Below are 21,253 nucleotides of genomic sequence, written 5' to 3'. Positions count from 1 at the left end.
ATGGCTAACACAGTTAATACGCTTTCATTCGACGCCATCATCATTGGCGGCGGCGGTGCCGGCATGCGCGCTGCGCTGCAACTGGCCCAGGGCGGTCACAAGACTGCCGTGATCACCAAGGTGTTCCCGACCCGTTCCCACACCGTTTCGGCCCAGGGTGGCATTACCTGCGCCATCGCCTCTGCCGATCCAAACGATGATTGGCGCTGGCACATGTACGATACCGTCAAGGGTTCCGACTATATCGGTGACCAGGACGCTATCGAATACATGTGCTCCGTAGGCCCGGAAGCGGTCTTCGAGCTGGAACACATGGGTCTGCCGTTCTCCCGTACCGAGCAGGGTCGCATCTATCAGCGTCCGTTCGGCGGCCAGTCCAAAGACTTCGGCAAGGGTGGCCAGGCCGCTCGTACCTGCGCCGCAGCTGACCGTACCGGTCACGCGCTGTTGCACACCCTGTACCAGGCCAACCTGAAGGCCGGCACCGTATTCCTCAACGAATACTATGGTGTCGACCTGGTGAAGAACGAAGACGGTGCCTTTGTAGGCATGATCGTTATCTGCATCGAAACCGGCGAAACCTCTTACGTGCGGGCTAACGCCACCGTATTGGCGACCGGCGGTGCAGGCCGTATCTACTCGTCTACTACCAACGCCCTGATCAACACCGGTGACGGTATCGGCATGGCCCTGCGTGCAGGCGTCCCGGTACAGGACATCGAAATGTGGCAGTTCCACCCGACCGGCATCGCCGGCGCCGGTGTACTGGTTACAGAAGGTTGCCGTGGTGAAGGTGGTTACCTGATCAACAAGAACGGCGAGCGTTTCATGGAGCGTTATGCTCCGAACGCCAAAGACCTTGCCGGTCGTGACGTTGTAGCCCGTTCCATGGTTAAAGAGATCATCGCCGGTAACGGCTGTGGTCCTGATGGCGACCACGTGATGCTCAAGCTCGATCACCTCGGTGAAGAAGTGCTGCACAGCCGTCTGCCAGGCATCATGGAATTGTCCAAGACCTTTGCTCACGTTGACCCGGCTGTTGCGCCGATCCCGGTTGTTCCAACTTGCCACTATATGATGGGCGGCGTTGCCACCAACATTCATGGCCAGGCGATCACCCAGGACGCCGACGGCGTCGACCAGATCATCCCTGGTCTGTTCGCAGTAGGCGAAGTGGCGTGCGTATCGGTTCACGGTGCCAACCGTCTGGGCGGCAACTCGCTGCTCGACCTGGTGGTGTTCGGTCGTGCCGCCGGCCTGTTCCTGGAACAGACCTTGAAGGAAGGCGTTGATTACGCTCGTCCACGCCAGTCCGACATCGACGCTGCCCTGGCACGTCTGGATGGCCTGAACTCGCGTACCGACGGCGAAGACGTTGCCTCCCTGCGCAAAGAACTGCAAAGCTGCATGCAGAACTACTTCGGTGTGTTCCGTACCGGCGAATACATGCAAAAAGGTATCGCCCAACTGGCTGACCTGCGCACGCGCATCGCCAACGTCAAGATCAACGATAAGAGCCAGGCGTTCAACACCGCTCGTATCGAAGCCCTTGAGCTGCAAAACCTGCTGGAAGTGGCTGAAGCAACTGCCATCGCTGCAGAAGTTCGCAAAGAGTCCCGCGGCGCCCACGCCCGTGAAGACTTCGAAGAACGCGACGACGTTAACTGGCTGTGCCACACCCTGTACTTCCCGGGTGACAAGCGCGTAGCTAAACGTGCCGTGAACTTCTCGCCAAAAACAGTCCCTACGTTTGAACCAATGATTCGGACTTATTAAGGGTGGCCGATATGTTGAAAGTCAGTGTTTATCGCTACAACCCTGATCAGGACGCCGCGCCGTTCATGCAGGAATTCCAGGTCAATACCGGTGGTAAAGACCTGATGGTGCTGGACGTACTGGCCCTGGTTAAAGAGCAGGACGAAGGTTTCTCCTATCGTCGCTCTTGCCGCGAGGGTGTTTGCGGTTCCGACGGCATGAACATCAACGGCAAAAACGGCCTGGCGTGCATCACGCCGCTGTCTGCCGTGGTTAAAGGCAACAAGCTGATCGTTCGTCCACTGCCAGGTTTGCCGGTTATCCGTGACCTGGTCGTCGATATGAGCATCTTCTACAAGCAATACGAAAAGGTTAAGCCATTCCTGCTGAACGACACTCCGGCCCCGGCCATCGAGCGTCTTCAGACTCCAGAAGAGCGCGAGAAGCTGGACGGTCTGTACGAGTGCATCCTGTGCGCTTGCTGCTCGACCTCCTGCCCGTCCTTCTGGTGGAACCCCGACAAGTTCCTGGGCCCAGCTGCCCTGCTGCAAGCGTACCGCTTCCTGGCAGACAGCCGTGACACCAAGACTGCCGAGCGTCTGGCTTCGCTGGATGACCCGTTCAGCGTATTCCGCTGCCGCGGGATCATGAACTGCGTCAACGTATGTCCAAAAGGCCTGAACCCGACTAAGGCCATTGGTCACGTACGTAGCATGCTGCTGCAAAGCGGCGTGTAACTGACGTTGTCGTAAAAAGCAGGACCGTTGTGCCCGTAGATGCTACGGCGCAGGCTTCAACCGGCGCCGTAGTTTTAACTTGAGCAGCGACTTACAAAGCCGCGGCTCTTATTTTGAAGAAATGAGACAAGCAGGGGCATTCGGGTTGGTACCCGAACTATCAGCGTGATCCTAAGTGGCTTGTTTTGGTCGCTGCACTTGGCCTTTTGCAAGCAAACTCGGTGTTTTCGCCGGTGGTGTCCCCAAATCGAGGGTGACCAAGCATGCAAGAAAGCGTGATGCAGCGCATGTGGAACAGCGGCTATCTTTCAGGTGGTAACGCTGCCTATGTGGAAGAGCTTTATGAGCTCTACCTGCACGACCCTAACGCTGTGCCAGAAGAATGGCGCACCAAATTTCAGACGTTGTCTTCAGACGGCAACGCTGCCACCGATGTATCGCACGCAACAATTCGCGATCAGTTCGTGCTGCTGGCAAAGAACCAGCGCCGCGCTCAACCGGTTTCCGCCGGGAGCGTGAGCAGTGAGCACGAGAAGAAGCAAGTTGAAGTACTGCGACTGATCCAGGCCTACCGTATGCGTGGCCACCAGGCAGCCCAGCTTGACCCGCTGGGGCTGTGGCAGCGTCCTGCACCTGCAGACCTGTCGATCAATCATTACGGCTTGACCAATGCCGATCTTGATACGACCTTCCGTGCCGGCGACCTGTTCATCGGCAAAGAGGAAGCGAGCCTACGCGAAATTCACGAAGCGTTGCAGCAGACATATTGCCGCACCATCGGCGCTGAATTTACGCACATCACCGATTCCGAGCAGCGCCACTGGTTCCAGCACCGTCTTGAAGGCGTGCGTGGGCGCCCGGTGCTGTCTGCAGACGTCAAGAGCCATTTGCTCGAGCGCGTCACCGCAGCGGAAGGCCTGGAAAAATACCTGGGCACCAAATACCCGGGCACCAAGCGTTTCGGCCTGGAAGGCGGCGAAAGCCTGATCCCGATGCTCGACGAGCTGATCCAGCGTTCCGGTTCCTACGGCACCAAGGAAATCGTGATCGGCATGGCCCACCGTGGCCGTTTGAACGTGCTGGTCAACACCTTCGGCAAGAACCCGCGCGAGCTGTTCGACGAGTTCGAGGGCAAGAAGAAGGTCGAGCTGGGTTCCGGTGACGTTAAATACCACCAGGGCTTCTCGTCCAACGTAATGACCACCGGCGGTGAAGTTCACCTGGCCATGGCGTTCAACCCATCCCACCTGGAAATCGTTTCTCCAGTGGTCGAGGGGTCGGTACGTGCGCGCCAGGATCGTCGTAACGATGCAACCGGTGAGAAGGTCCTGCCGATTTCCATCCACGGTGACGCGGCATTCGCCGGTCAGGGCGTGGTCTTGGAAACGTTCCAGATGTCGCAGACTCGCGGCTTCAAGACGGGCGGTACCGTTCACATCGTCATCAACAACCAGGTGGGCTTCACCATCAGCAACCCGCTGGACGCGCGCTCTACCGAGTACGCGACCGACGTTGCCAAGATGATCCAGGCGCCGATTCTCCATGTGAATGGTGATGATCCGGAAGCCGTGTTGTTCGTGACCCAGTTGGCCATTGATTACCGCATGCAGTTCAAGCGTGACGTGGTCATCGACCTGGTCTGCTACCGTCGTCGCGGTCACAACGAAGCGGATGAGCCTAGCGGCACCCAACCGTTGATGTACCAGCAAATCACCAAGCAGCGCACCACCCGTGAGCTGTACGCCGAAAGCCTGACCAAGGCCGGTGTGGTGGACGATGCACGTGTTCAGGCGAAGATCGATGAATACCGCAACGCGCTGGACAACGGCCTGCACGTAGTGAAAAGCCTGGTTAAAGAGCCGAACAAAGAGCTGTTCGTTGACTGGCGCCCGTACCTGGGCCACGCCTGGACTGCGCGTCACGACACCTCGTTCGATCTGAAAACCCTGCAGGAACTGTCGGCCAAGCTGCTGGAAATTCCAGACGGTTTCGTTGTACAGCGCCAGGTTGCGAAGATCTACGAAGATCGTCAGAAGATGCAAGCCGGCGGCCTGCCGATCAACTGGGGTTACGCTGAAACCATGGCGTACGCGACCCTGGCGTTCGAAGGTCACCCGATCCGCATGACCGGCCAGGACATCGGCCGCGGTACGTTCTCGCACCGTCACGCGGTGTTGCACAACCAGAAAGACGCGGGCACCTACATCCCGTTGCAGAACCTGTACGAAGGCCAGCCACGTTTCGACCTGTACGATTCGTTCCTGTCCGAAGAAGCCGTACTGGCGTTCGAATACGGTTACTCGACCACCACGCCTCAGGCGCTGGTGATCTGGGAAGCCCAGTTCGGCGACTTTGCCAACGGTGCCCAAGTGGTTATCGACCAGTTCATTACCAGCGGCGAGCACAAGTGGGGCCGTCTGTGCGGTCTGACCATGCTGTTGCCACACGGTTATGAAGGCCAGGGTCCGGAGCACTCCTCGGCCCGTCTGGAGCGTTACCTGCAATTGTGCGCCGAGCACAACATCCAGGTGTGCGTGCCGACTACCCCGGCCCAGATCTACCATTTGCTGCGTCGCCAGGTGATCCGCCCGCTGCGCAAGCCGCTGGTAGTGCTGACCCCGAAATCGCTGTTGCGTCATAAATTGGCCATCTCGACCCTGGAAGATCTGGCCGACGGTTCGTTCCAGACCGTTATTCCAGAAATCGACACGCTGGACGCAGCCAAGGTCACCCGCCTGGTGCTGTGCAGCGGCAAGGTCTACTACGACTTGCTGGAAAAACGCCGTAGCGAGGGCCGTGAAGACATCGCCATCGTGCGGATCGAGCAGCTTTACCCGTTCCCGGAAGACGACCTGATGGAGGCCATCGCGCCTTACACCAACCTCACCAACGTGGTGTGGTGTCAGGAAGAACCGATGAACCAGGGCGCGTGGTACAGCAGCCAGCATCATCTGCGTCGCAGCATCGGCAACCACAAACAGGCCCTGGGCCTGGAGTACGCCGGTCGTGATGCTTCTGCTGCACCTGCGTGTGGTTATGCGTCGATGCACGCCGAGCAGCAGGAAAAACTGCTGCAAGATGCTTTCACTGTTTAACGCCTTCGTGCTGACTGAAACCGAATTTTAAGGACCCACAGATAATGGCTATCGAAATCAAAGCCCCGTCATTCCCGGAATCGGTTGCCGATGGCACCGTTGCCACCTGGCACAAGAAACCAGGCGAGGCCGTCAAGCGTGACGACCTGATCGTCGACATCGAAACCGACAAGGTCGTGCTCGAAGTGTTGGCTGAAGCTGACGGCGTGCTGGGCGCAATCGTTGCCGAAGAAGGCGCTACCGTCCTGTCGAACCAGGTACTGGGCTCGATCGAAGAGGGCAGCGCTGCTGCCGCTGCTCCTGCGGCTGCTGCACCGGCTGCTGCTGCCGCAGCTCCAGCTGCTGCGCCGGCTGCTGGCGGCGAAGACCCAATCGCTGCACCGGCTGCGCGTCAGCTGGCTGAAGAAAACGGCATCAACCTGGCTTCCATCAAAGGCACCGGCAAAGACGGCCGTGTGACCAAGGAAGACGTGGTTGCCGCCGTTGAAGCCAAGAAAAACGCCCCGGCTGCCGCACCTGCCAAGGCTGCTGCCCCGGCTGCCGCTGCTCCTGTGTTCGCCGCTGGCGACCGCACCGAGAAGCGCGTACCGATGACCCGCGTTCGTGCCACCGTGGCCAAGCGCCTGGTTGAAGCGCAGTCGAACATGGCGATGCTGACCACGTTCAACGAAGTCGACATGACTGAAGTCATGGCGCTGCGTTCGAAGTACAAGGACCTGTTCGAGAAGTCCCACAACGGCGTGCGCCTGGGCTTCATGTCGTTCTTCGTGAAAGCGGCCACCGAAGCGCTGAAACGCTTCCCGGCAGTCAACGCTTCCATCGACGGCAGCGACATCGTTTACCACGGCTACGCTGACGTCGGCGTTGCCGTGTCCAGCGACCGTGGCCTGGTGGTACCGGTTCTGCGTAACGCCGAACTGATGAGCCTGGCTGAAATCGAAGGCGGCATCGCCAACTTCGGCAAGAAAGCCCGTGACGGCAAACTGACCATCGACGAGATGACCGGTGGTACCTTCACCATCACTAACGGTGGTACTTTCGGTTCGATGATGTCGACCCCGATCGTCAACCCGCCACAAGCTGCGATCCTGGGCATGCACAACATTCTGCAGCGTCCTATGGCGATCAACGGCCAAGTGGTTATCCGCCCGATGATGTACCTGGCGCTGTCGTACGATCACCGCCTGATCGATGGTAAAGAAGCCGTGACTTTCCTGGTGACCATCAAGAACCTGCTGGAAGACCCGGCTCGTCTGCTGCTGGATATCTGATAAAGCGGCGGTGAGCCGCACCACCCGGTCTGCCGCAAGGCAGGCCGAAGTGCGGCTCACGGCTTGAAGCTTTTAGCTAAAGAGGATTTTTTTTCATGTCGCAGAAATTTGACGTTGTAGTGATTGGTGCTGGCCCTGGCGGCTATGTTGCCGCTATCAAGGCCGCACAACTGGGCCTCTCGACTGCTTGCATCGAAAAATACACCGACAAGGAAGGCAAACTGGCGTTGGGCGGTACTTGCCTGAACGTGGGTTGCATTCCTTCCAAGGCGCTGCTGGACAGCTCCTGGAAATTCCACGAAGCGCAAAGCGGTTTTGCCATCCACGGCATCAACCACGCTGGCGTGACCATGGACGTGCCAGCAATGGTCGGCCGCAAGGCCAACATCGTTAAAGGCCTGACTTCCGGCGTTGCTACCCTGTTCAAGGCCAACGGCGTTACTTCCCTGCAAGGCCACGGCAAACTGCTGGCCGGCAAGAAAATTGAAATCACCAAGCCTGACGGTTCGGTAGAAGTCATCGAAGCCGAGAACGTGATCCTGGCGCCAGGTTCGCGTCCAATCGACATTCCACCGGCTCCCGTTGACCAGAACGTGATCGTTGATTCGACCGGCGCGCTGGAATTCCAATCGGTTCCAAAACGTCTGGGTGTAATCGGCGCTGGCGTGATCGGCCTGGAGCTGGGTTCGGTCTGGTCCCGCCTGGGTTCCGAAGTGACCGTGCTGGAAGCCCTGGACACGTTCCTGCTGGCTGCCGACACCGCTGTGTCCAAGGAAGCGTTGAAAACCCTGACCAAACAAGGTCTGGACATCAAGCTGGGCGCTCGTGTTACCGGTTCCAAGGTTAACGGCGACGAAGTCGTCGTGACCTACACCGACAAGGAAGGCGAGCAGACCATCACTTTCGACAAGCTGATCGTTGCCGTTGGTCGCCGTCCAGTGACCGCTGATCTGCTGGCTTCCGACAGCGGCGTGAACATCGACGAGCGTGGTTTCATCCACGTTGACGATCACTGCGCTACCACCGTGCCGGGCGTCTACGCCATTGGCGACGTGGTTCGCGGCATGATGCTGGCGCACAAGGCTTCTGAAGAAGGCATCATGGTTGTCGAGCGCATCAAGGGTCACAAGACCCAGATGAACTACGACCTGATCCCGTCTGTTATCTATACCCACCCGGAAATTGCATGGGTCGGCAAGAACGAACAGCAGTTGAAAGCTGAAGGCGTTGAAGTTAACGTCGGCACCTTCCCGTTTGCCGCTTCTGGCCGTGCCATGGCAGCCAACGACACCGGTGGTTTTGTCAAAGTCATCGCTGATGCCAAAACTGACCGCGTATTGGGCGTGCATGTGATTGGCCCGAGCGCTGCAGAACTGGTTCAGCAAGGCGCAATCGGTATGGAATTCGGCACCAGCGCCGAAGACATCGGCATGATGGTTTTCTCCCATCCGACCCTGTCTGAAGCGCTGCACGAAGCCGCGTTGGCAGTGAATGGCGGCGCCATTCACATCGCCAACAAGAAGAAGCGTTAAGCGAGATAATAAGAAACCACGGCGGTTGCCCGTCGTGAGCCTTGTGCGCAAGACTCACCGCGGAATATCCGCTGGACGCAGTCTTGCGCAGTTTCACCACCCAGGGTTCAGGCCTTTGGTGGTTTGACTGTGCAAGCAGCAGTCACAGGTGGCGCGGCACTCAATAAAGAGCGCAGCGCCGAATGCGCAGTACCTAACGAAGACGGTAATAAGCATGAATCTTCACGAGTATCAGGGTAAGCAGCTGTTCGCTGAGTACGGCCTGCCAGTATCCAAGGGTTACGCAGTAGACACCCCGGAAGCAGCAGCAGAAGCTTGCGACAAAATCGGCGGCACCGAGTGGGTTGTCAAAGCCCAGGTCCACGCTGGTGGTCGCGGTAAAGCGGGCGGCGTTAAGCTGGTTCGCAGCAAAGAAGACGCCAAAGCCTTCGCTCAGCAGTGGCTGGGCAAGCGTCTGGTGACTTACCAGACTGATGCCAATGGCCAGCCAGTCACCAAGATCCTGGTTGAATCGTGCACTGATATCGATAAAGAGCTGTACCTGGGCGCTGTCGTTGACCGTTCGAGCCGTCGCATCGTGTTCATGGCCTCCACCGAAGGTGGCGTGGACATTGAGAAGATCGCTGAAGAAACCCCAGAAAAAATTCTGAAAGCCACTATCGATCCACTGGTTGGCGCGCAGCCATTCCAGGGTCGCGAGCTGGCATTCCAGTTGGGTCTGGAAGGCAAGCAAGTTGCCCAGTTCGCCAAGATCTTCGTAGGTCTGGCCAAACTGTTCCAGGATCACGATCTGGCCCTGCTGGAAGTGAACCCGCTGGTGATCAAGGCTGACGGCGATCTGCATTGCCTCGACGCCAAGATCAACATCGACGCCAACGCCATGTACCGTCAGCCTAAGCTGAAGACTTTCCACGATCCGTCGCAAGACGATCCGCGCGAAGCGCACGCTGCCAAGTTCGAACTGAACTACGTAGCCCTGGAAGGTAACATCGGTTGCATGGTCAACGGTGCTGGCCTGGCCATGGGTACCATGGACATCGTCAACCTGCATGGCGGCAAACCAGCCAACTTCCTCGACGTAGGCGGCGGTGCCACCAAAGAACGCGTTACCGAAGCGTTCAAGATCATCCTGTCCGACTCCAACGTCGCTGCAGTATTGGTCAACATCTTCGGCGGCATCGTTCGTTGCGACATGATTGCCGAAGGCATCATCGGTGCAGTGAAAGAAGTCGGCGTTAAAATCCCGGTTGTTGTTCGCCTTGAAGGTAACAACGCTGAACTGGGCGCTAAAGTACTGGCAGAAAGCGGTTTGAACATCATCGCTGCTACCAGCCTGACCGACGCTGCTCAACAAGTTGTCAAAGCTGCGGAGGGCAAATAATGAGCGTCCTGATCAATAAAGACACCAAGGTTATCTGCCAGGGTATTACCGGTTCGCAAGGTAGTTTCCACACCCAGCAAGCCATCGAATACGGCACCAAGATGGTCGGTGGCGTTACGCCTGGTAAAGGCGGCACCGAGCACCTGGGCCTGCCAGTGTTCAACACTGTGAAAGAAGCTGTAGCTACCACTGGCGCTACCGCCAGCGTGATCTACGTTCCTGCTCCTTTCTGCAAGGACTCCATCCTGGAAGCGGCATTCGGCGGCATCAAGCTGATCGTTTGCATCACCGAAGGCATTCCTACCCTGGACATGCTGGACGCTAAAGTTAAGTGCGACGAGCTCGGCGTAGTCCTGATCGGCCCTAACTGCCCAGGCGTGATCACTCCAGGCGAATGCAAGATCGGCATCATGCCAGGTCACATTCACTTGCCAGGCAAGGTCGGTATCGTTTCCCGTTCCGGCACCCTGACCTACGAAGCTGTCAAGCAGACTACTGACGCCGGTTTCGGTCAGTCGACTTGCGTCGGCATCGGTGGTGACCCGATCCCGGGTTCGAACTTCATCGACATCCTGAAACTGTTCCAGGAAGACCCGAAGACCGAGGCGATCGTGATGATCGGCGAGATCGGCGGTTCGGCTGAAGAAGAAGCGGCTGCCTACATCAAGGCGCACGTGACCAAGCCGGTTGTTTCCTACATCGCTGGTGTGACTGCCCCTGCTGGCAAGCGCATGGGCCATGCTGGCGCAATCATCTCTGGTGGCAAGGGTACTGCAGACGAGAAGTTTGCTGCCCTGGAAGACGCAGGCGTTAAAACCGTGCGTTCGCTGGCAGACATCGGCAAGGCTTTGGCCGAGCTGACTGGTTGGGCTGTCAAGTAAGCCTCGCGCTTAACTGACGCTTCACCACACAAAGGCCACCTTCGGGTGGCCTTTGTGCATTCTGGGGATTACTCATCGGTTGGATGGAGTGACGCCGACCAACTGTGGGAGCTGGCTTGCCTGCGATGCAGGCTACTCGGTGTTTCGGACGCACTGAGGTGATGCTATCGCAGGCAAGCCAGCTCCTGCATTCGATCGCATTTCAAAATTTAGATATAAAAACGCGACATAAAAATGTCGCTTATCGGACAGTTCGCCCCGCAACAGTGCGTTTTGCCGGCAAGTTCGTTAGGCTAGCCGCCTCTTTATGCGTGCGCATCCCAAAAGGAAGCTCCGCGCTAGACCCGTCGGTCTCCATCAGGACCGGCAGTATTTCCCTCATCCATAGGGAAGCCCTCTCTAAATTCCGATTCAGTAGTGTGGTATTTCCTCAAATGAAAGTGTTGAAAAGCCAGGACATCCTGGCGCTGGGCTTTATGACGTTTGCCCTGTTCGTGGGCGCCGGCAACATCATCTTCCCGCCTATCGTCGGTTTGCAGTCCGGGCCTCATGTCTGGATGGCGGCGCTGGGCTTCCTGATCACCGCGGTCGGTTTGCCGGTGGTCACTGTCATCGCCCTGGCCAAGGTCGGTGGCGGCATGGACGCGTTGAGCAGCCCGATCGGCAAGATCGCCGGTGGCTTGCTGGCAGCGGCTGCTTACCTGGCAGTCGGCCCGTTGTTCGCCACCCCGCGTACCGCGACCGTGTCCTTTGAAGTGGGCCTGGCGCCGCTGACTGGCGAAAGCCCGCTGGCGCTGTTCCTCTACAGCTCGGTGTACTTCCTGCTGGTGTTCTTCATCTCCCTGTACCCGGGCCGCCTGCTGGATACCGTCGGTCGCTTCCTGGCGCCGTTGAAGATCATCGCCCTGGCCATATTGGGCATTGCCGCCTTTGCCTTGCCGGCCGGGGATGTGGGCGTCGCCACCCCTGAGTACGTGGCTGCACCGTTCTCCCAGGGCTTTATCAATGGTTACCTGACCATGGATACCCTTGGCGCCCTGGTGTTTGGCATTGTGATCGTCAACGCGATTCGCTCCCGTGGCGTCGAGTCGCCCAAGCTGATCACCCGCTACGCGATCATTGCCGGGCTGATTGCCGGCGTGGGCCTGGCGCTGGTGTACATCAGCCTGTTCCGTCTGGGTTCGGGCAGCCATGAAGTGGCCGCCGGTGCGGCCAACGGCGCCGCCGTGTTGCACGCATACGTCCAGCACACCTTCGGCTCCCTGGGCAGCGGCTTCCTCGCCGTGCTGATTTCCCTGGCATGCCTGGTGACCGCCGTAGGCCTGACCTGCGCCTGCGCCGAGTACTTCAGCCGTGTGCTGCCGCTGTCCTATAAGACGCTGGTGGTGATCCTGGCGGTGTTCTCGCTGTTTGTGTCCAACCTGGGCCTGACCAAGCTGATCGCGTTCTCGATCCCGGTACTGACGGCGATCTACCCGCCGTGCATCGTGCTGGTGGCCCTGAGCTTCTGTAAGGATTTCTGGCAGGAGCAAGGCCGCATCGTTGGCCCGGTGATGCTGGTGTCGTTCATCTTCGGCTGCATCGACGCGCTGAAGGGCGCCGGCCTGGCGGACTGGATGCCATCGCAACTGGCTCACTTGCCGTTGAGCGAGCAGGGCTTGGCATGGCTGGTGCCTTCGGTGATGACGCTGGTAGTCGCGGTAGTGGTTGACCGCGTACTGGGCAAGCGCAGTGAGGCGATTGCCTGAAGGTGTAGCCATCAACTTGTGCTGATGTTTGGTTCGAACTTTCGAGCTGCACGGCCTGGTTAAAACCACCGGACAAAGTAAAGCCCGCTTAGATAGCGGGCTTTCTTTTGCTGCAAGGCTTATTCAAGCCACGGTGTTCAAGTCGTCAGACTCAAGAACCGGTTGCAGGTGCTGCTTCTTTCGCGGCTGCGTTGTTCGATTCCTGCTGGGCTTTGGCAGCTTCAGCGTTTTCTTTTGCAGCGTCGTTCACTTTATCCTGAGCTTCGCTCATTTTTTCTTGAGCTTGTTCAGCATGTTGGTTGGCGTCCTGAGCTTTGTCCTCGGATTTTTTATCGCAGGCAGCGAGGCCGAGGGCAGCGGCCAACATCAAGGAAATAGCTAAAGTCTTACGCATGGGGTGTTTCTCCTTATTGAAGATATCTACTGGCCTTTCGAGCCTATGCCCAACGCTTAGTTCCTTAAATCTCACAGATATATAAGGCGTTTCTCACAGGGAACTTTCACCCCGGCTGTCTACTCTGCCGGGCTCACACTAATAAGAGTCTTTAACGAATGACCGAAAATCCGCTATTAGCGCGTGCCACGCGCTTCGTTTCAGCCCTGCGTCACTGTCAGGTACTGGGTATTGAAGTGCACGCTGCCAGTGAAGAGGGCATGACCCTGGTGCTGCCTTATGGTCCGCATATCGTCGGTGACCCGCAGACCGGGGTGATCCACGGCGGTGCACTCACGTCGTTGATGGACACCGCTTGCGGCATGGCCACCCTGTGTGTACTGCCGGAGTTCGAGGTCTGCCCGACCCTGGACCTGCGGGTCGACTACATGCACCCGGCCGAACCCCACAAGCCGGTGTTCGGTTTCGCCCAGTGCTACCGGGTGACCACCGACGTGATCTTCACCCGCGGTTTCGCCTACCAGGATGACCCGCAGCAGCCGATTGCCCATGTGGTGGGCACATTCATGCGCATGGGCAAGCGCCTCAAGGGCAGCCAGGGCCTGGGCAATACGATCAAGGGAGAACAGGCATGACGCATCAGTTCAAGACCCGCCTGCAGCAAGCCCATGAGCGCGGCAACTATGAGGCGCTGCTCAACCTGATTCCCTACGCCAAGCTGATCGGCATCGAGTGCACGCGGCTGGGGGATGAATTGCTGTTCCGCATGCCGGCCAACAAGGACAACATTGGTAACCCGATATTGCCGGCGATCCACGGCGGAGTGATTGCAGGCTTTATGGAGCTCTCTGCAGCGTTGCATTTGCTCGTATTCACGGGTTCTCCGGGCGTGCCGAAAATCATCGACTTCTCCCTGGATTACCTGCGTGCAGGCCAGTTTCGCGACACCTACGCCAAATGCCAGGTGTGGCGACAGGGCCGACGGGTGGCCAATGTGGCGATTACCGCGTGGCAAAGTACCCAGGCCGAACCGATTGCCACCGCCCGTGCACATTTCAAGATTGAGGAACCTGCCCGCCCTTGAAATCCTGGTCTTAGCCCCCAACTTTGATGACAACCCGCCGCCAACCCTCAAGGGCGCGGCCACTGCCATCCAATTGGAGTTTGATGACCATGAGTGTGGAAACTCAAAAGGAAACCCTGGGCTTCCAGACCGAGGTGAAGCAACTGCTGCACCTCATGATCCATTCGCTGTATTCCAACAAGGAAATTTTCCTTCGCGAATTGATCTCGAACGCCTCTGACGCTGTCGACAAATTACGTTTCGAAGCCCTGTCCAAGCCTGAGTTGCTGGAAGGCGGCGCGGAACTGAAAATCCGTGTGAGCTTCGACAAAGACGCGAAAACCGTCACCCTCGAAGACAACGGTATCGGCATGAGCCGTGACGATGCGATCACCCATCTGGGGACCATCGCCAAATCCGGCACCGCTGACTTCATGAAAAACCTGTCGGGCGACCAGAAGAAAGATTCGCACCTGATCGGCCAGTTCGGCGTCGGCTTTTACTCAGCTTTCATCGTTGCCGACCAGGTTGAAGTGTTCAGCCGCCGCGCCGGCCTTGCCGCCAGCGAAGGTGTGCACTGGTCTTCCAAAGGCGAGGGCGAGTTTGAAATCGCCACTGTCGACAAGGCTGATCGTGGTACGCGCATCGTCCTGCACTTGAAGTCGAGTGAAGACGAGTTCGCTGATGGCTGGCGTCTGCGCAACATTATCAAGAAGTACTCCGACCACATCGCGTTGCCGATCGAGTTGCCGAAAGAACAAGCGGCCGCCGAAGGCGAAGAAGCGCCAGCCCAGGAATGGGAAGTGGTCAACCGTGCCAGCGCCCTGTGGACCCGTCCTCGTACCGAAGTCAAAGACGAGGAATACCAGGAGTTCTACAAGCACATCGCGCACGACTACGAAAACCCGTTGAGCTGGAGCCACAACAAGGTCGAAGGCAAGCTGGAATACAGCTCCTTGCTCTACGTACCGGCCCGTGCTCCGTTCGACCTGTACCAGCGTGAAGCGCCGAAAGGCCTGAAGCTGTACGTGCAGCGCGTGTTCGTGATGGACCAGGCGGAATCGTTCCTGCCGTTGTACCTGCGCTTTATCAAGGGCGTGGTCGACTCCAACGACCTGTCGCTGAACGTGTCGCGGGAAATCCTGCAAAAAGACCCGATCATCGACTCCATGAAGTCGGCGCTGACCAAGCGTGTGCTTGACATGCTGGAAAAACTGGCGAAGAACGAGCCTGAGCAATACAAGGGCTTCTGGAAAAACTTCGGCCAGGTCATGAAAGAAGGCCCGGCAGAAGATTTCGCCAACAAGGAAAAAATCGCCGGCCTGCTGCGTTTTGCATCCACCCTGGGTGACGACGGCGAGCAGAACGTGTCCCTGGCCGACTACCTGGCTCGCGCCAAGGAAGGCCAGGACAAGATCTACTACCTGACCGGCGAAACCCACGCCCAAGTCAAGAACAGCCCGCACCTGGAAGTCTTCCGCAAGAAAGGCATCGAAGTGCTGCTGCTGACCGACCGGATCGACGAGTGGCTGATGAGCTACCTCAGCGACTTCGACGGCAAGAGCTTTGTTGACGTGGCCCGTGGCGACCTGGACCTGGGCAACCTGGATTCCGAAGAAGACAAGAAAGCCGCTGAAGAAGTGGCCAAGTCCAAAGAGGGCCTGGTTGAGCGAATCAAGACAGCCCTGGGCGATGCCGTCAGCGAAGTGCGGGTTTCCCACCGCCTGACCGACTCCCCGGCGATTCTGGCCATCGGCGAGCAGGACCTGGGCATGCAGATGCGTCAGATTCTGGAAGCCAGCGGTCAGAAGGTTCCGGATTCCAAGCCGATCTTCGAGTTCAACCCGGCTCACCCGCTGATCGAGAAGCTCGACGGCGAGCAGAGCGAAGAGCGGTTTGGCGACCTGTCGCACATCCTCTTCGACCAGGCAGCCCTGGCTGCCGGCGACAGCCTGAAAGACCCGGCCGCTTATGTGCGCCGACTGAACAAGCTGTTGGTTGAACTGTCGGTTTAACACCGTTGTAGAAAAACCCGCTTCGGCGGGTTTTTTCGTTCTAGAGCCGTTCACCTGGAGTAAATGATGAGCCAAATCACCGTGCGTTCCGTGGTCTATCAGATTGATGGCCAGTCTTATGAAAGCCGCCTGGCATTTGATGCCAGTCATAAGGGCCCGCTGCCAGGGTTGTTGATGGCGCCGAACTGGATGGGTGTCAGTGCCGGCGCTGAAGAGATCGCCAAAAGCGTGGCCAGCAAGGGCTACGTGGTGCTGCTTGCCGACCTGTACGGGCAGACTGTTCGCCCCTCCAATGGTGACGAAGCGGGCGCGGCGATGATGCCGTTGAAGAATGACCGGGTGCTGCTGAACAAGCGCATGCAGGTCGCGCTTGATCACCTCAAAACCCAGACTGAAGCGGCGGTGGATACCTCGAAGCTGGCAACCTTCGGTTTCTGCTTCGGTGGTTGCTGCTCCCTGGAGCTGGCGCGTACCGGTGCGCCGTTGAAAGCCGCCGTTTCGTTCCACGGCAGCCTCGACACACCGAACCCGGCCGATGCGAAAAACATCCAGGGTTCAGTGCTGGTCTTGCATGGCGCCTCCGACCCGCTGGTGCCGAAAGAGCAACTGCCGGCGTTTGAAGACGAAATGAATGCAGCCGGTGTGGATTGGCAGTTGTTGAGCTACGGCGGTGCGGTGCACTCGTTTACCGACCCGCACGCGAATGTGCCAGGCAAGATGATGTATGACGCGAAGACCGCTGCACGGGCCTTCCAGTCGATGCATAACTTGCTGGATGAAGTGTTCAAGGGCTGATAGCTCGGTTAACCGACCGACCCCATCGCCGGCAAGCCAGCTCCTACAGTTGGAACGCATTCCTACTGTAGGAACTGGCTTGCCGGCGATTGCTATCTAATCAGAGATAAATCTCTCAAGCCTTACCGTGGCAACTCAATCCGCTCACTTTCCCCCGGCACCACCGGCCAATCCCCGGCCGCCCAACGCTGCCGAGCCTGCTCGATCAACGCCGGATCACTCGCGACAAAGTTCCAGTTAATCCGCCGTGGCCCATCCAGCGCCGCGCCACCAAACACCACCAAGTGGCAATCGGTCTCGGCAAACAGCGCCATGCTTTCGCCTGCCGGCAATACCACCAGGCTGTGCCGCTCCAGCGCCTCGCCGTCCAACTGCGCCTCACCCTCCAGCACATACACCGCCCGTTCCTCATGCTCATTCGGGATCAGCAGCGTGGTGGCCGTCTGCATCCGCACTTCGGCATACAGCGTGGGCGATAACACCGGCACGGGCGATACCAGGCAAAAGCCGCTGCCGGCAATCACACGAATCTGCACGCCGAGGGTGTCACTGACCGGCAGGCTGGCGGCGGGGTGATGGCTGTAATGCCCTGGCCCTTGCTCATGCTCTATGGGAGAGGCCAGCCACACTTGCAACCCATGCAAGCTGAAACCACTGGCCTTGAGTGCTTCGGGGCTGCGTTCAACGTGGGCAATGGCGCTGCCGGCCGTCATCCAGCTGACATCCCCGGCCTTGACCACTTGGTCGGATCCAAGGCTGTCCTTGTGCAGGAGTTCGCCTTCAAACAGGTAGGTCAGGGTGGAGAGACCGATATGCGGGTGCTGGCGAATATTCATGCCGGTGCCCGGGGCATACCGGGTTTGCAGCATATGGTCGAAAAACACGAAAGGCCCGACGCTACGGCATTGCCGGGAAGGCAGCGGGCGCAGGATCGGTTGCCCTTCGACGTCTTCGGCACGCGGGCGGATCACGGTCGTTGTGGTCATGGTACGTCCCAGTCTGAGCGGGTTAGATGCCACTGAGCATAACCCGCTCGATAGCAGGTTGCCGCTACTGGCTGAAGGCGCCTTCGGAGAGCTTGGTCTCGATGGTGACTTCGGCCGTGGTCATCAGCTTGTGCACCGGGCAGCGATCCGCCACGCGGTGCAGCTCATCGCGTTGCTCATCGGTGAGTACGCCCTTGAGGGTGAGTTTGACGTTGAGCGTGTACTTGCCCTTTTGCTCTTCGGTGCTGTCATGGGTGACCTCCACGGTCACGCCGGTCAGCGGAATGTCTTTTTTCTGTGCATAGAGCTTGACGGTCAGGGCCTTGCACGACGCCAGCGCGGCATCGAAGTAATCATGGGGGGAGGGCGCGGAGTCGTCGCCGCCCAGGCTCTTGGGCAGGTCGGTAAACAGCTCGTGGTTATTGATGTTGACGCTGTGGCGAAAGTTTTCGGCGTTCAACGTGTTCACGGTAACAGGCATGGCAAACCTCACAGGGTGGCAGGAAGAAGGTCATGCAGTTATAGAGCATGCTGGCACCTTGGTGTTCCCCGTTGTTTACCGCTGAACCGGCAGGCGGGCCCTGAGGTCTACCTTCATTCGCCCTTGCTTGAGACTTTCCCGTGCACCGGACCCGCCTGAGTATTGCCCTGTTGCTGGCCGCCGCAAGCCTTGCGGTGCAGGCCCGCGACTATGCCTACAGCGATGCGCATCTGCATTACGTCGACTTCTTCCAGGAGTCGGCGGGCATGGACAAGTTGCTCAAGGCCATGGCCGATAATCGCATCGAGCATGTGATGATTTCCGGCATTCCGGTGGCCAAGAAATGGCACGAAGACGAGCCCAAGCGCCCGCGCTATTACGCCGGGGATGACGCCGACGCCTATTGGTACAGCGGCACCGATGTGTTCGTCGCCGATGCGGTGAATAAACTGACCCCCGAGCAACGCCAGCGGTTTCACCCGTTCCTCAGCGGTTTCAACCCCAACGATAAAAACGCCGCATCCCATATCCAGCGCATGCTCGACCTCAACCCCGGGCTATGGCAGGGCATCGGTGAAGTGTTCACCCGTCACGACGACCTGACCGCGCTGACCTCCGGCGATACCCCAAGGGCCAATAACGAGGCGATGACTCGCATCTATCACCTGGCGGCTGAGAATGATCTGCCGGTGATGGTGCATTCCAATATCACCTCCAAGCGTGAGAAAAACCCGTTGTACCTGGCCGAAATGGAAGAGCCGCTGCGCAATCATCCGCATACCCGGTTTATCTGGGCCCATGCGGGCAGCAGCATGGAAATTCACAGGCACCAGACGCAAATGGATTTTTTGCTGCCGACCCTGGCACGCATGCTGGAGGCTTACCCGAACCTGTACGTCGACCTGTCCTGGAGCGTGCTCACGCCTTACTTGCTGGATGAGGCGGGAAAGCCCCGTGCTGAGTGGGTAAAGCTGGTAGAGCGCTTCCCGGACCGCTTCATGCTTGGCTCAGATGTGGTAGGACGCTTCAACAAGCTCGGTGAGGAAATGCGTAGCTTTGATCCATTCCTCGATGCGTTGCCTGACGACGTGGCGAAAAAGGTCGCACGGGACAATTTCCTGGCGATTTTGCCCAAAGCCAGGTGAAGGGCTTCGCTGAATCGCTACAGCGCAGACGGGGCGATGATAAGGCGTTTTGATATCGCATTTTCGTCTTACGCAAACCCCGTCCTTCGCCGATACCTTTCAAGAGCCCGCTGCAGGTGGATGCAGCGCTTATGGAAGGATTCCGAGCATGAATATCAGAAGTCTGAATATCGCCCCTCGCGCCGGCCTGGGGTTTGGTTTGCTGGCGCTGATGGTGTTTGCCCTGGGCGGGTTTGCCTTGTTGCAGATGGGCAATATGCGCCAGCAGTCGGACCAGGTGGAAAACAACTGGCTGCCCAGCGTGATGGCGGTCGGCGAGATGAATCAGGACTTGCTGCGGGTACGGGCCCTGACATTGCGGCTGCTGTTGAACCGCGACCCGCAGGCGATCACGCAGAACGAAACGAAAATCAGCGAATTGAAAAGCGGCCTGCACAAGGCTCAGTCCCTCTATGAGGGCTTGATTGTGCTGCCTGAAGAGCGGGTGCTGTTCGATCGTTTCAAAGCCGAAGAAGAGCGCTACCTGCAACGCCAGGAGCAGGTGCTAGCGTTCTCCCGGGCCAATCAGCTGGAAGATGCGATCAAGGTGGTCAACGGCGAGATGAACCAACTTGCCGACGAGTTGGCCGGCACCCTGCGAGAGCTGGTCACGTTGAACAAGGTCAGTGCCAATCAGGCGGCGAGTCTGGCGCAAAGCGTGTTCACGCAATCGCGCACTTGGGTGGTAGGCATGGTTGTGCTGACGGCGCTGATCACCATTGGCCTGGCGTTACTGCTGACCCGCAGTATCGTGCTGCCGCTGTCCCAATCGTTGAAAGTCGCCCAGGGCGTGGCCAGTGGCGATCTGACTGGCGTGATTGTCGTCAGCGGCAAGGATGAGCCGGCGCGTTTGCAGCAGGCGCTGAAGAGCATGCAGGAGAGCCTGCGGGAAACCATTCGGCGTATTTCCGATTCGTCGAGCCAGTTGGCGTCGGCTTCCGAAGAGCTCAGTTGCGTGACGGAAGATGCGACCCGTGGGTTGCATCAGCAGAGCCAGGAAATCGAGCAGGCGGCCACTGCGGTGAATCAGATGACGGCGGCGGTGGAGGAGGTGGCGAGCAATGCGGTGGCCACTTCGCAGGCGTCCGTGGAGTCTGATCGTATCGCCCAGCAGGGTCGTGAGCAGGTGCATCAGACAGTGTTGTCGATTGAGTCCCTGGCGGATGATGTGACGGCCAATGCGACGCAGGTGGAGGACTTGGCGCAGAAGGTGTATGGCATCAGCAAGGTGTTGGATGTGATTCGCTCGATCGCCGAGCAGACCAATTTGCTGGCGTTGAATGCCGCGATCGAAGCGGCGCGGGCCGGGGATGCCGGGCGCGGGTTTGCGGTGGTGGCGGACGAAGTGCGGGCCTTGGCGCATCGTACGCAGCAGTCGACCCAGGAAATCGAGCAGATGATTAGTGGGATTCAGCAGGGGACTGATCAGGCGGTGCACTCTATGCAGCAGAGCACTACTCGGGCGCGTTCGACGTTGGATATCGCCAAGTCGGCGGGGACGGCGCTGGAGGCGATTGCTTCGGCGTTTACCCTGATCAATGAGCGCAACCTGGTGATTGCCAGTGCCTCGGAGGAGCAGGCGGCGGTGGCGCGGGAGGTGGATCGCAATTTGATGAATATCCGCGATCTGGCGCAGCAGACGTCGGCGGGGGCGAATCAGACCAGTGCGGCGAGTCAGGAGTTGTCGCGGTTGGCTGTGGATCTGAACACCATGGTGGCTAGGTTTTCGGTTTAGGCCTGTGTTTTTGGGGAGTGGGGTGTATATCCGTTATTTAGGTAACGGCCGCTTATGGTTCCGCTCTTACAGCGGGTCACTTTTGAAAAGCGCAAAAGTCCACCAAAACGCTCTGCCCCGCCTGTCGGCACCTCGCTTAGGCTCGGTGTGCCCTCACTCCGGCATTGCTCCGCGGGCCGCCGCGACGGCCCGTCCCTGGC

17 protein-coding genes are annotated in these 21,253 nt (G+C 58.6%); 14 read left to right on the top strand and 3 right to left on the bottom strand.

Annotated features, from left to right (window positions below; translation table 11 throughout):
* From sdhA to brnQ, 8 genes are all read left to right on the top strand, one after another.
* Positions 1 to 1,776, top strand: a complete 1,776-nt coding sequence (gene sdhA, locus ACZRN6_RS26515) for a succinate dehydrogenase flavoprotein subunit (RefSeq protein ID WP_322146482.1) — start codon at positions 1 to 3, stop codon at positions 1,774 to 1,776.
* Positions 1,777 to 1,787: 11 nt separating this feature from the next.
* Entirely contained in the window at positions 1,788 to 2,492 is a 705-nt protein-coding gene (locus ACZRN6_RS26510; protein WP_076015224.1) for a succinate dehydrogenase iron-sulfur subunit, read from the top strand.
* Positions 2,493 to 2,755: 263 nt separating this feature from the next.
* Positions 2,756 to 5,587: a 2-oxoglutarate dehydrogenase E1 component gene (locus tag ACZRN6_RS26505; RefSeq protein WP_322146480.1), complete on the top strand. Its 2,832-nt coding sequence runs from the start codon at positions 2,756 to 2,758 to the stop codon at positions 5,585 to 5,587.
* A gap of 44 nt (positions 5,588 to 5,631) precedes the next feature.
* A complete protein-coding gene (gene odhB, locus ACZRN6_RS26500; protein WP_322146478.1) occupies positions 5,632 to 6,858 on the top strand; it encodes a 2-oxoglutarate dehydrogenase complex dihydrolipoyllysine-residue succinyltransferase in 1,227 nt (408 codons plus the stop codon).
* A gap of 95 nt (positions 6,859 to 6,953) precedes the next feature.
* A complete protein-coding gene (gene lpdA / locus ACZRN6_RS26495) occupies positions 6,954 to 8,390 on the top strand; it encodes a dihydrolipoyl dehydrogenase (RefSeq protein WP_322146476.1) in 1,437 nt (478 codons plus the stop codon).
* A gap of 214 nt (positions 8,391 to 8,604) precedes the next feature.
* Positions 8,605 to 9,771: an ADP-forming succinate--CoA ligase subunit beta gene (sucC, locus tag ACZRN6_RS26490; RefSeq protein WP_322146474.1), complete on the top strand. Its 1,167-nt coding sequence runs from the start codon at positions 8,605 to 8,607 to the stop codon at positions 9,769 to 9,771.
* Entirely contained in the window at positions 9,771 to 10,652 is an 882-nt protein-coding gene (gene sucD / locus ACZRN6_RS26485; RefSeq protein ID WP_076015228.1) for a succinate--CoA ligase subunit alpha, read from the top strand. The genes sucC and sucD overlap by 1 nt, the downstream gene beginning before the upstream one ends.
* Before the next feature lie 434 nt (positions 10,653 to 11,086).
* Positions 11,087 to 12,400, top strand: a complete 1,314-nt coding sequence (gene brnQ / locus ACZRN6_RS26480; RefSeq protein WP_464009219.1) for a branched-chain amino acid transport system II carrier protein — start codon at positions 11,087 to 11,089, stop codon at positions 12,398 to 12,400.
* A 151-nt stretch (positions 12,401 to 12,551) separates the two neighbouring features.
* On the opposite strand, the gene ACZRN6_RS26475 is transcribed toward brnQ, so the two are convergent.
* Positions 12,552 to 12,794, bottom strand: a complete 243-nt coding sequence (locus ACZRN6_RS26475; RefSeq protein WP_010166269.1) for a hypothetical protein — start codon at positions 12,792 to 12,794, stop codon at positions 12,552 to 12,554.
* Positions 12,795 to 12,952: 158 nt separating this feature from the next.
* Here ACZRN6_RS26475 and ACZRN6_RS26470 point away from each other — a divergent pair, with 158 nt between their 5' ends.
* The 4 genes from ACZRN6_RS26470 to ACZRN6_RS26455 all read left to right on the top strand — a co-directional run bounded on the left by ACZRN6_RS26470 (position 12,953) and on the right by ACZRN6_RS26455 (position 16,667).
* Positions 12,953 to 13,429: a PaaI family thioesterase gene (locus ACZRN6_RS26470; protein WP_322146469.1), complete on the top strand. Its 477-nt coding sequence runs from the start codon at positions 12,953 to 12,955 to the stop codon at positions 13,427 to 13,429.
* A complete protein-coding gene (locus ACZRN6_RS26465; protein ID WP_322146467.1) occupies positions 13,426 to 13,878 on the top strand; it encodes a PaaI family thioesterase in 453 nt (150 codons plus the stop codon). The genes ACZRN6_RS26470 and ACZRN6_RS26465 overlap by 4 nt, the downstream gene beginning before the upstream one ends.
* An 89-nt stretch (positions 13,879 to 13,967) precedes the next feature.
* Positions 13,968 to 15,872: a molecular chaperone HtpG gene (gene htpG / locus ACZRN6_RS26460; protein WP_464009218.1), complete on the top strand. Its 1,905-nt coding sequence runs from the start codon at positions 13,968 to 13,970 to the stop codon at positions 15,870 to 15,872.
* A gap of 66 nt (positions 15,873 to 15,938) precedes the next feature.
* On the top strand, positions 15,939 to 16,667 hold the full coding sequence (locus tag ACZRN6_RS26455) for a dienelactone hydrolase family protein (protein WP_464009217.1): 729 nt from the start codon (positions 15,939 to 15,941) through the stop codon (positions 16,665 to 16,667).
* Positions 16,668 to 16,789: 122 nt separating this feature from the next.
* Here ACZRN6_RS26455 and ACZRN6_RS26450 read toward each other — a convergent pair whose 3' ends face one another.
* Entirely contained in the window at positions 16,790 to 17,653 is an 864-nt protein-coding gene (locus ACZRN6_RS26450) for a pirin family protein (protein WP_464009216.1), read from the bottom strand.
* A 64-nt stretch (positions 17,654 to 17,717) separates the two neighbouring features.
* A complete protein-coding gene (locus tag ACZRN6_RS26445; RefSeq protein ID WP_177087538.1) occupies positions 17,718 to 18,134 on the bottom strand; it encodes an OsmC family protein in 417 nt (138 codons plus the stop codon).
* Between the two features lie 140 nt (positions 18,135 to 18,274).
* On the opposite strand from ACZRN6_RS26445, the gene ACZRN6_RS26440 reads away from it, so the two are divergent.
* Positions 18,275 to 19,279, top strand: a complete 1,005-nt coding sequence (locus tag ACZRN6_RS26440) for an amidohydrolase family protein (protein WP_464009215.1) — start codon at positions 18,275 to 18,277, stop codon at positions 19,277 to 19,279.
* Positions 19,280 to 19,427: 148 nt separating this feature from the next.
* Positions 19,428 to 21,053, top strand: coding sequence for a methyl-accepting chemotaxis protein (locus tag ACZRN6_RS26435; RefSeq protein ID WP_464009214.1), 1,626 nt, complete (start codon positions 19,428 to 19,430; stop codon positions 21,051 to 21,053).
* Positions 21,054 to 21,253: the final 200 nt, after the last annotated feature.

Source organism: Pseudomonas sp. A125 (assembly GCF_055409485.1).
This window is presented reverse-complemented; position numbering and strand designations above follow the sequence as displayed.

Coding starts and splice junctions, on each gene's coding strand:
- ACZRN6_RS26470 (WP_322146469.1), top strand. CDS start 12,953: ATGACCGAAAATCCGCTATTAGCGCGTGCCACGCGCTTCGTTTCAGCC.
- sdhA (WP_322146482.1), top strand. CDS start 1: ATGGCTAACACAGTTAATACGCTTTCATTCGACGCCATCATCATTGGC.
- lpdA (WP_322146476.1), top strand. CDS start 6,954: ATGTCGCAGAAATTTGACGTTGTAGTGATTGGTGCTGGCCCTGGCGGC.
- htpG (WP_464009218.1), top strand. CDS start 13,968: ATGAGTGTGGAAACTCAAAAGGAAACCCTGGGCTTCCAGACCGAGGTG.
- ACZRN6_RS26505 (WP_322146480.1), top strand. CDS start 2,756: ATGCAAGAAAGCGTGATGCAGCGCATGTGGAACAGCGGCTATCTTTCA.
- brnQ (WP_464009219.1), top strand. CDS start 11,087: ATGAAAGTGTTGAAAAGCCAGGACATCCTGGCGCTGGGCTTTATGACG.
- sucC (WP_322146474.1), top strand. CDS start 8,605: ATGAATCTTCACGAGTATCAGGGTAAGCAGCTGTTCGCTGAGTACGGC.
- ACZRN6_RS26465 (WP_322146467.1), top strand. CDS start 13,426: ATGACGCATCAGTTCAAGACCCGCCTGCAGCAAGCCCATGAGCGCGGC.
- ACZRN6_RS26445 (WP_177087538.1), bottom strand. CDS start 18,134: ATGCCTGTTACCGTGAACACGTTGAACGCCGAAAACTTTCGCCACAGC.
- ACZRN6_RS26435 (WP_464009214.1), top strand. CDS start 19,428: ATGAATATCAGAAGTCTGAATATCGCCCCTCGCGCCGGCCTGGGGTTT.
- odhB (WP_322146478.1), top strand. CDS start 5,632: ATGGCTATCGAAATCAAAGCCCCGTCATTCCCGGAATCGGTTGCCGAT.
- ACZRN6_RS26450 (WP_464009216.1), bottom strand. CDS start 17,653: ATGACCACAACGACCGTGATCCGCCCGCGTGCCGAAGACGTCGAAGGG.
- ACZRN6_RS26455 (WP_464009217.1), top strand. CDS start 15,939: ATGAGCCAAATCACCGTGCGTTCCGTGGTCTATCAGATTGATGGCCAG.
- ACZRN6_RS26475 (WP_010166269.1), bottom strand. CDS start 12,794: ATGCGTAAGACTTTAGCTATTTCCTTGATGTTGGCCGCTGCCCTCGGC.
- ACZRN6_RS26510 (WP_076015224.1), top strand. CDS start 1,788: ATGTTGAAAGTCAGTGTTTATCGCTACAACCCTGATCAGGACGCCGCG.
- sucD (WP_076015228.1), top strand. CDS start 9,771: ATGAGCGTCCTGATCAATAAAGACACCAAGGTTATCTGCCAGGGTATT.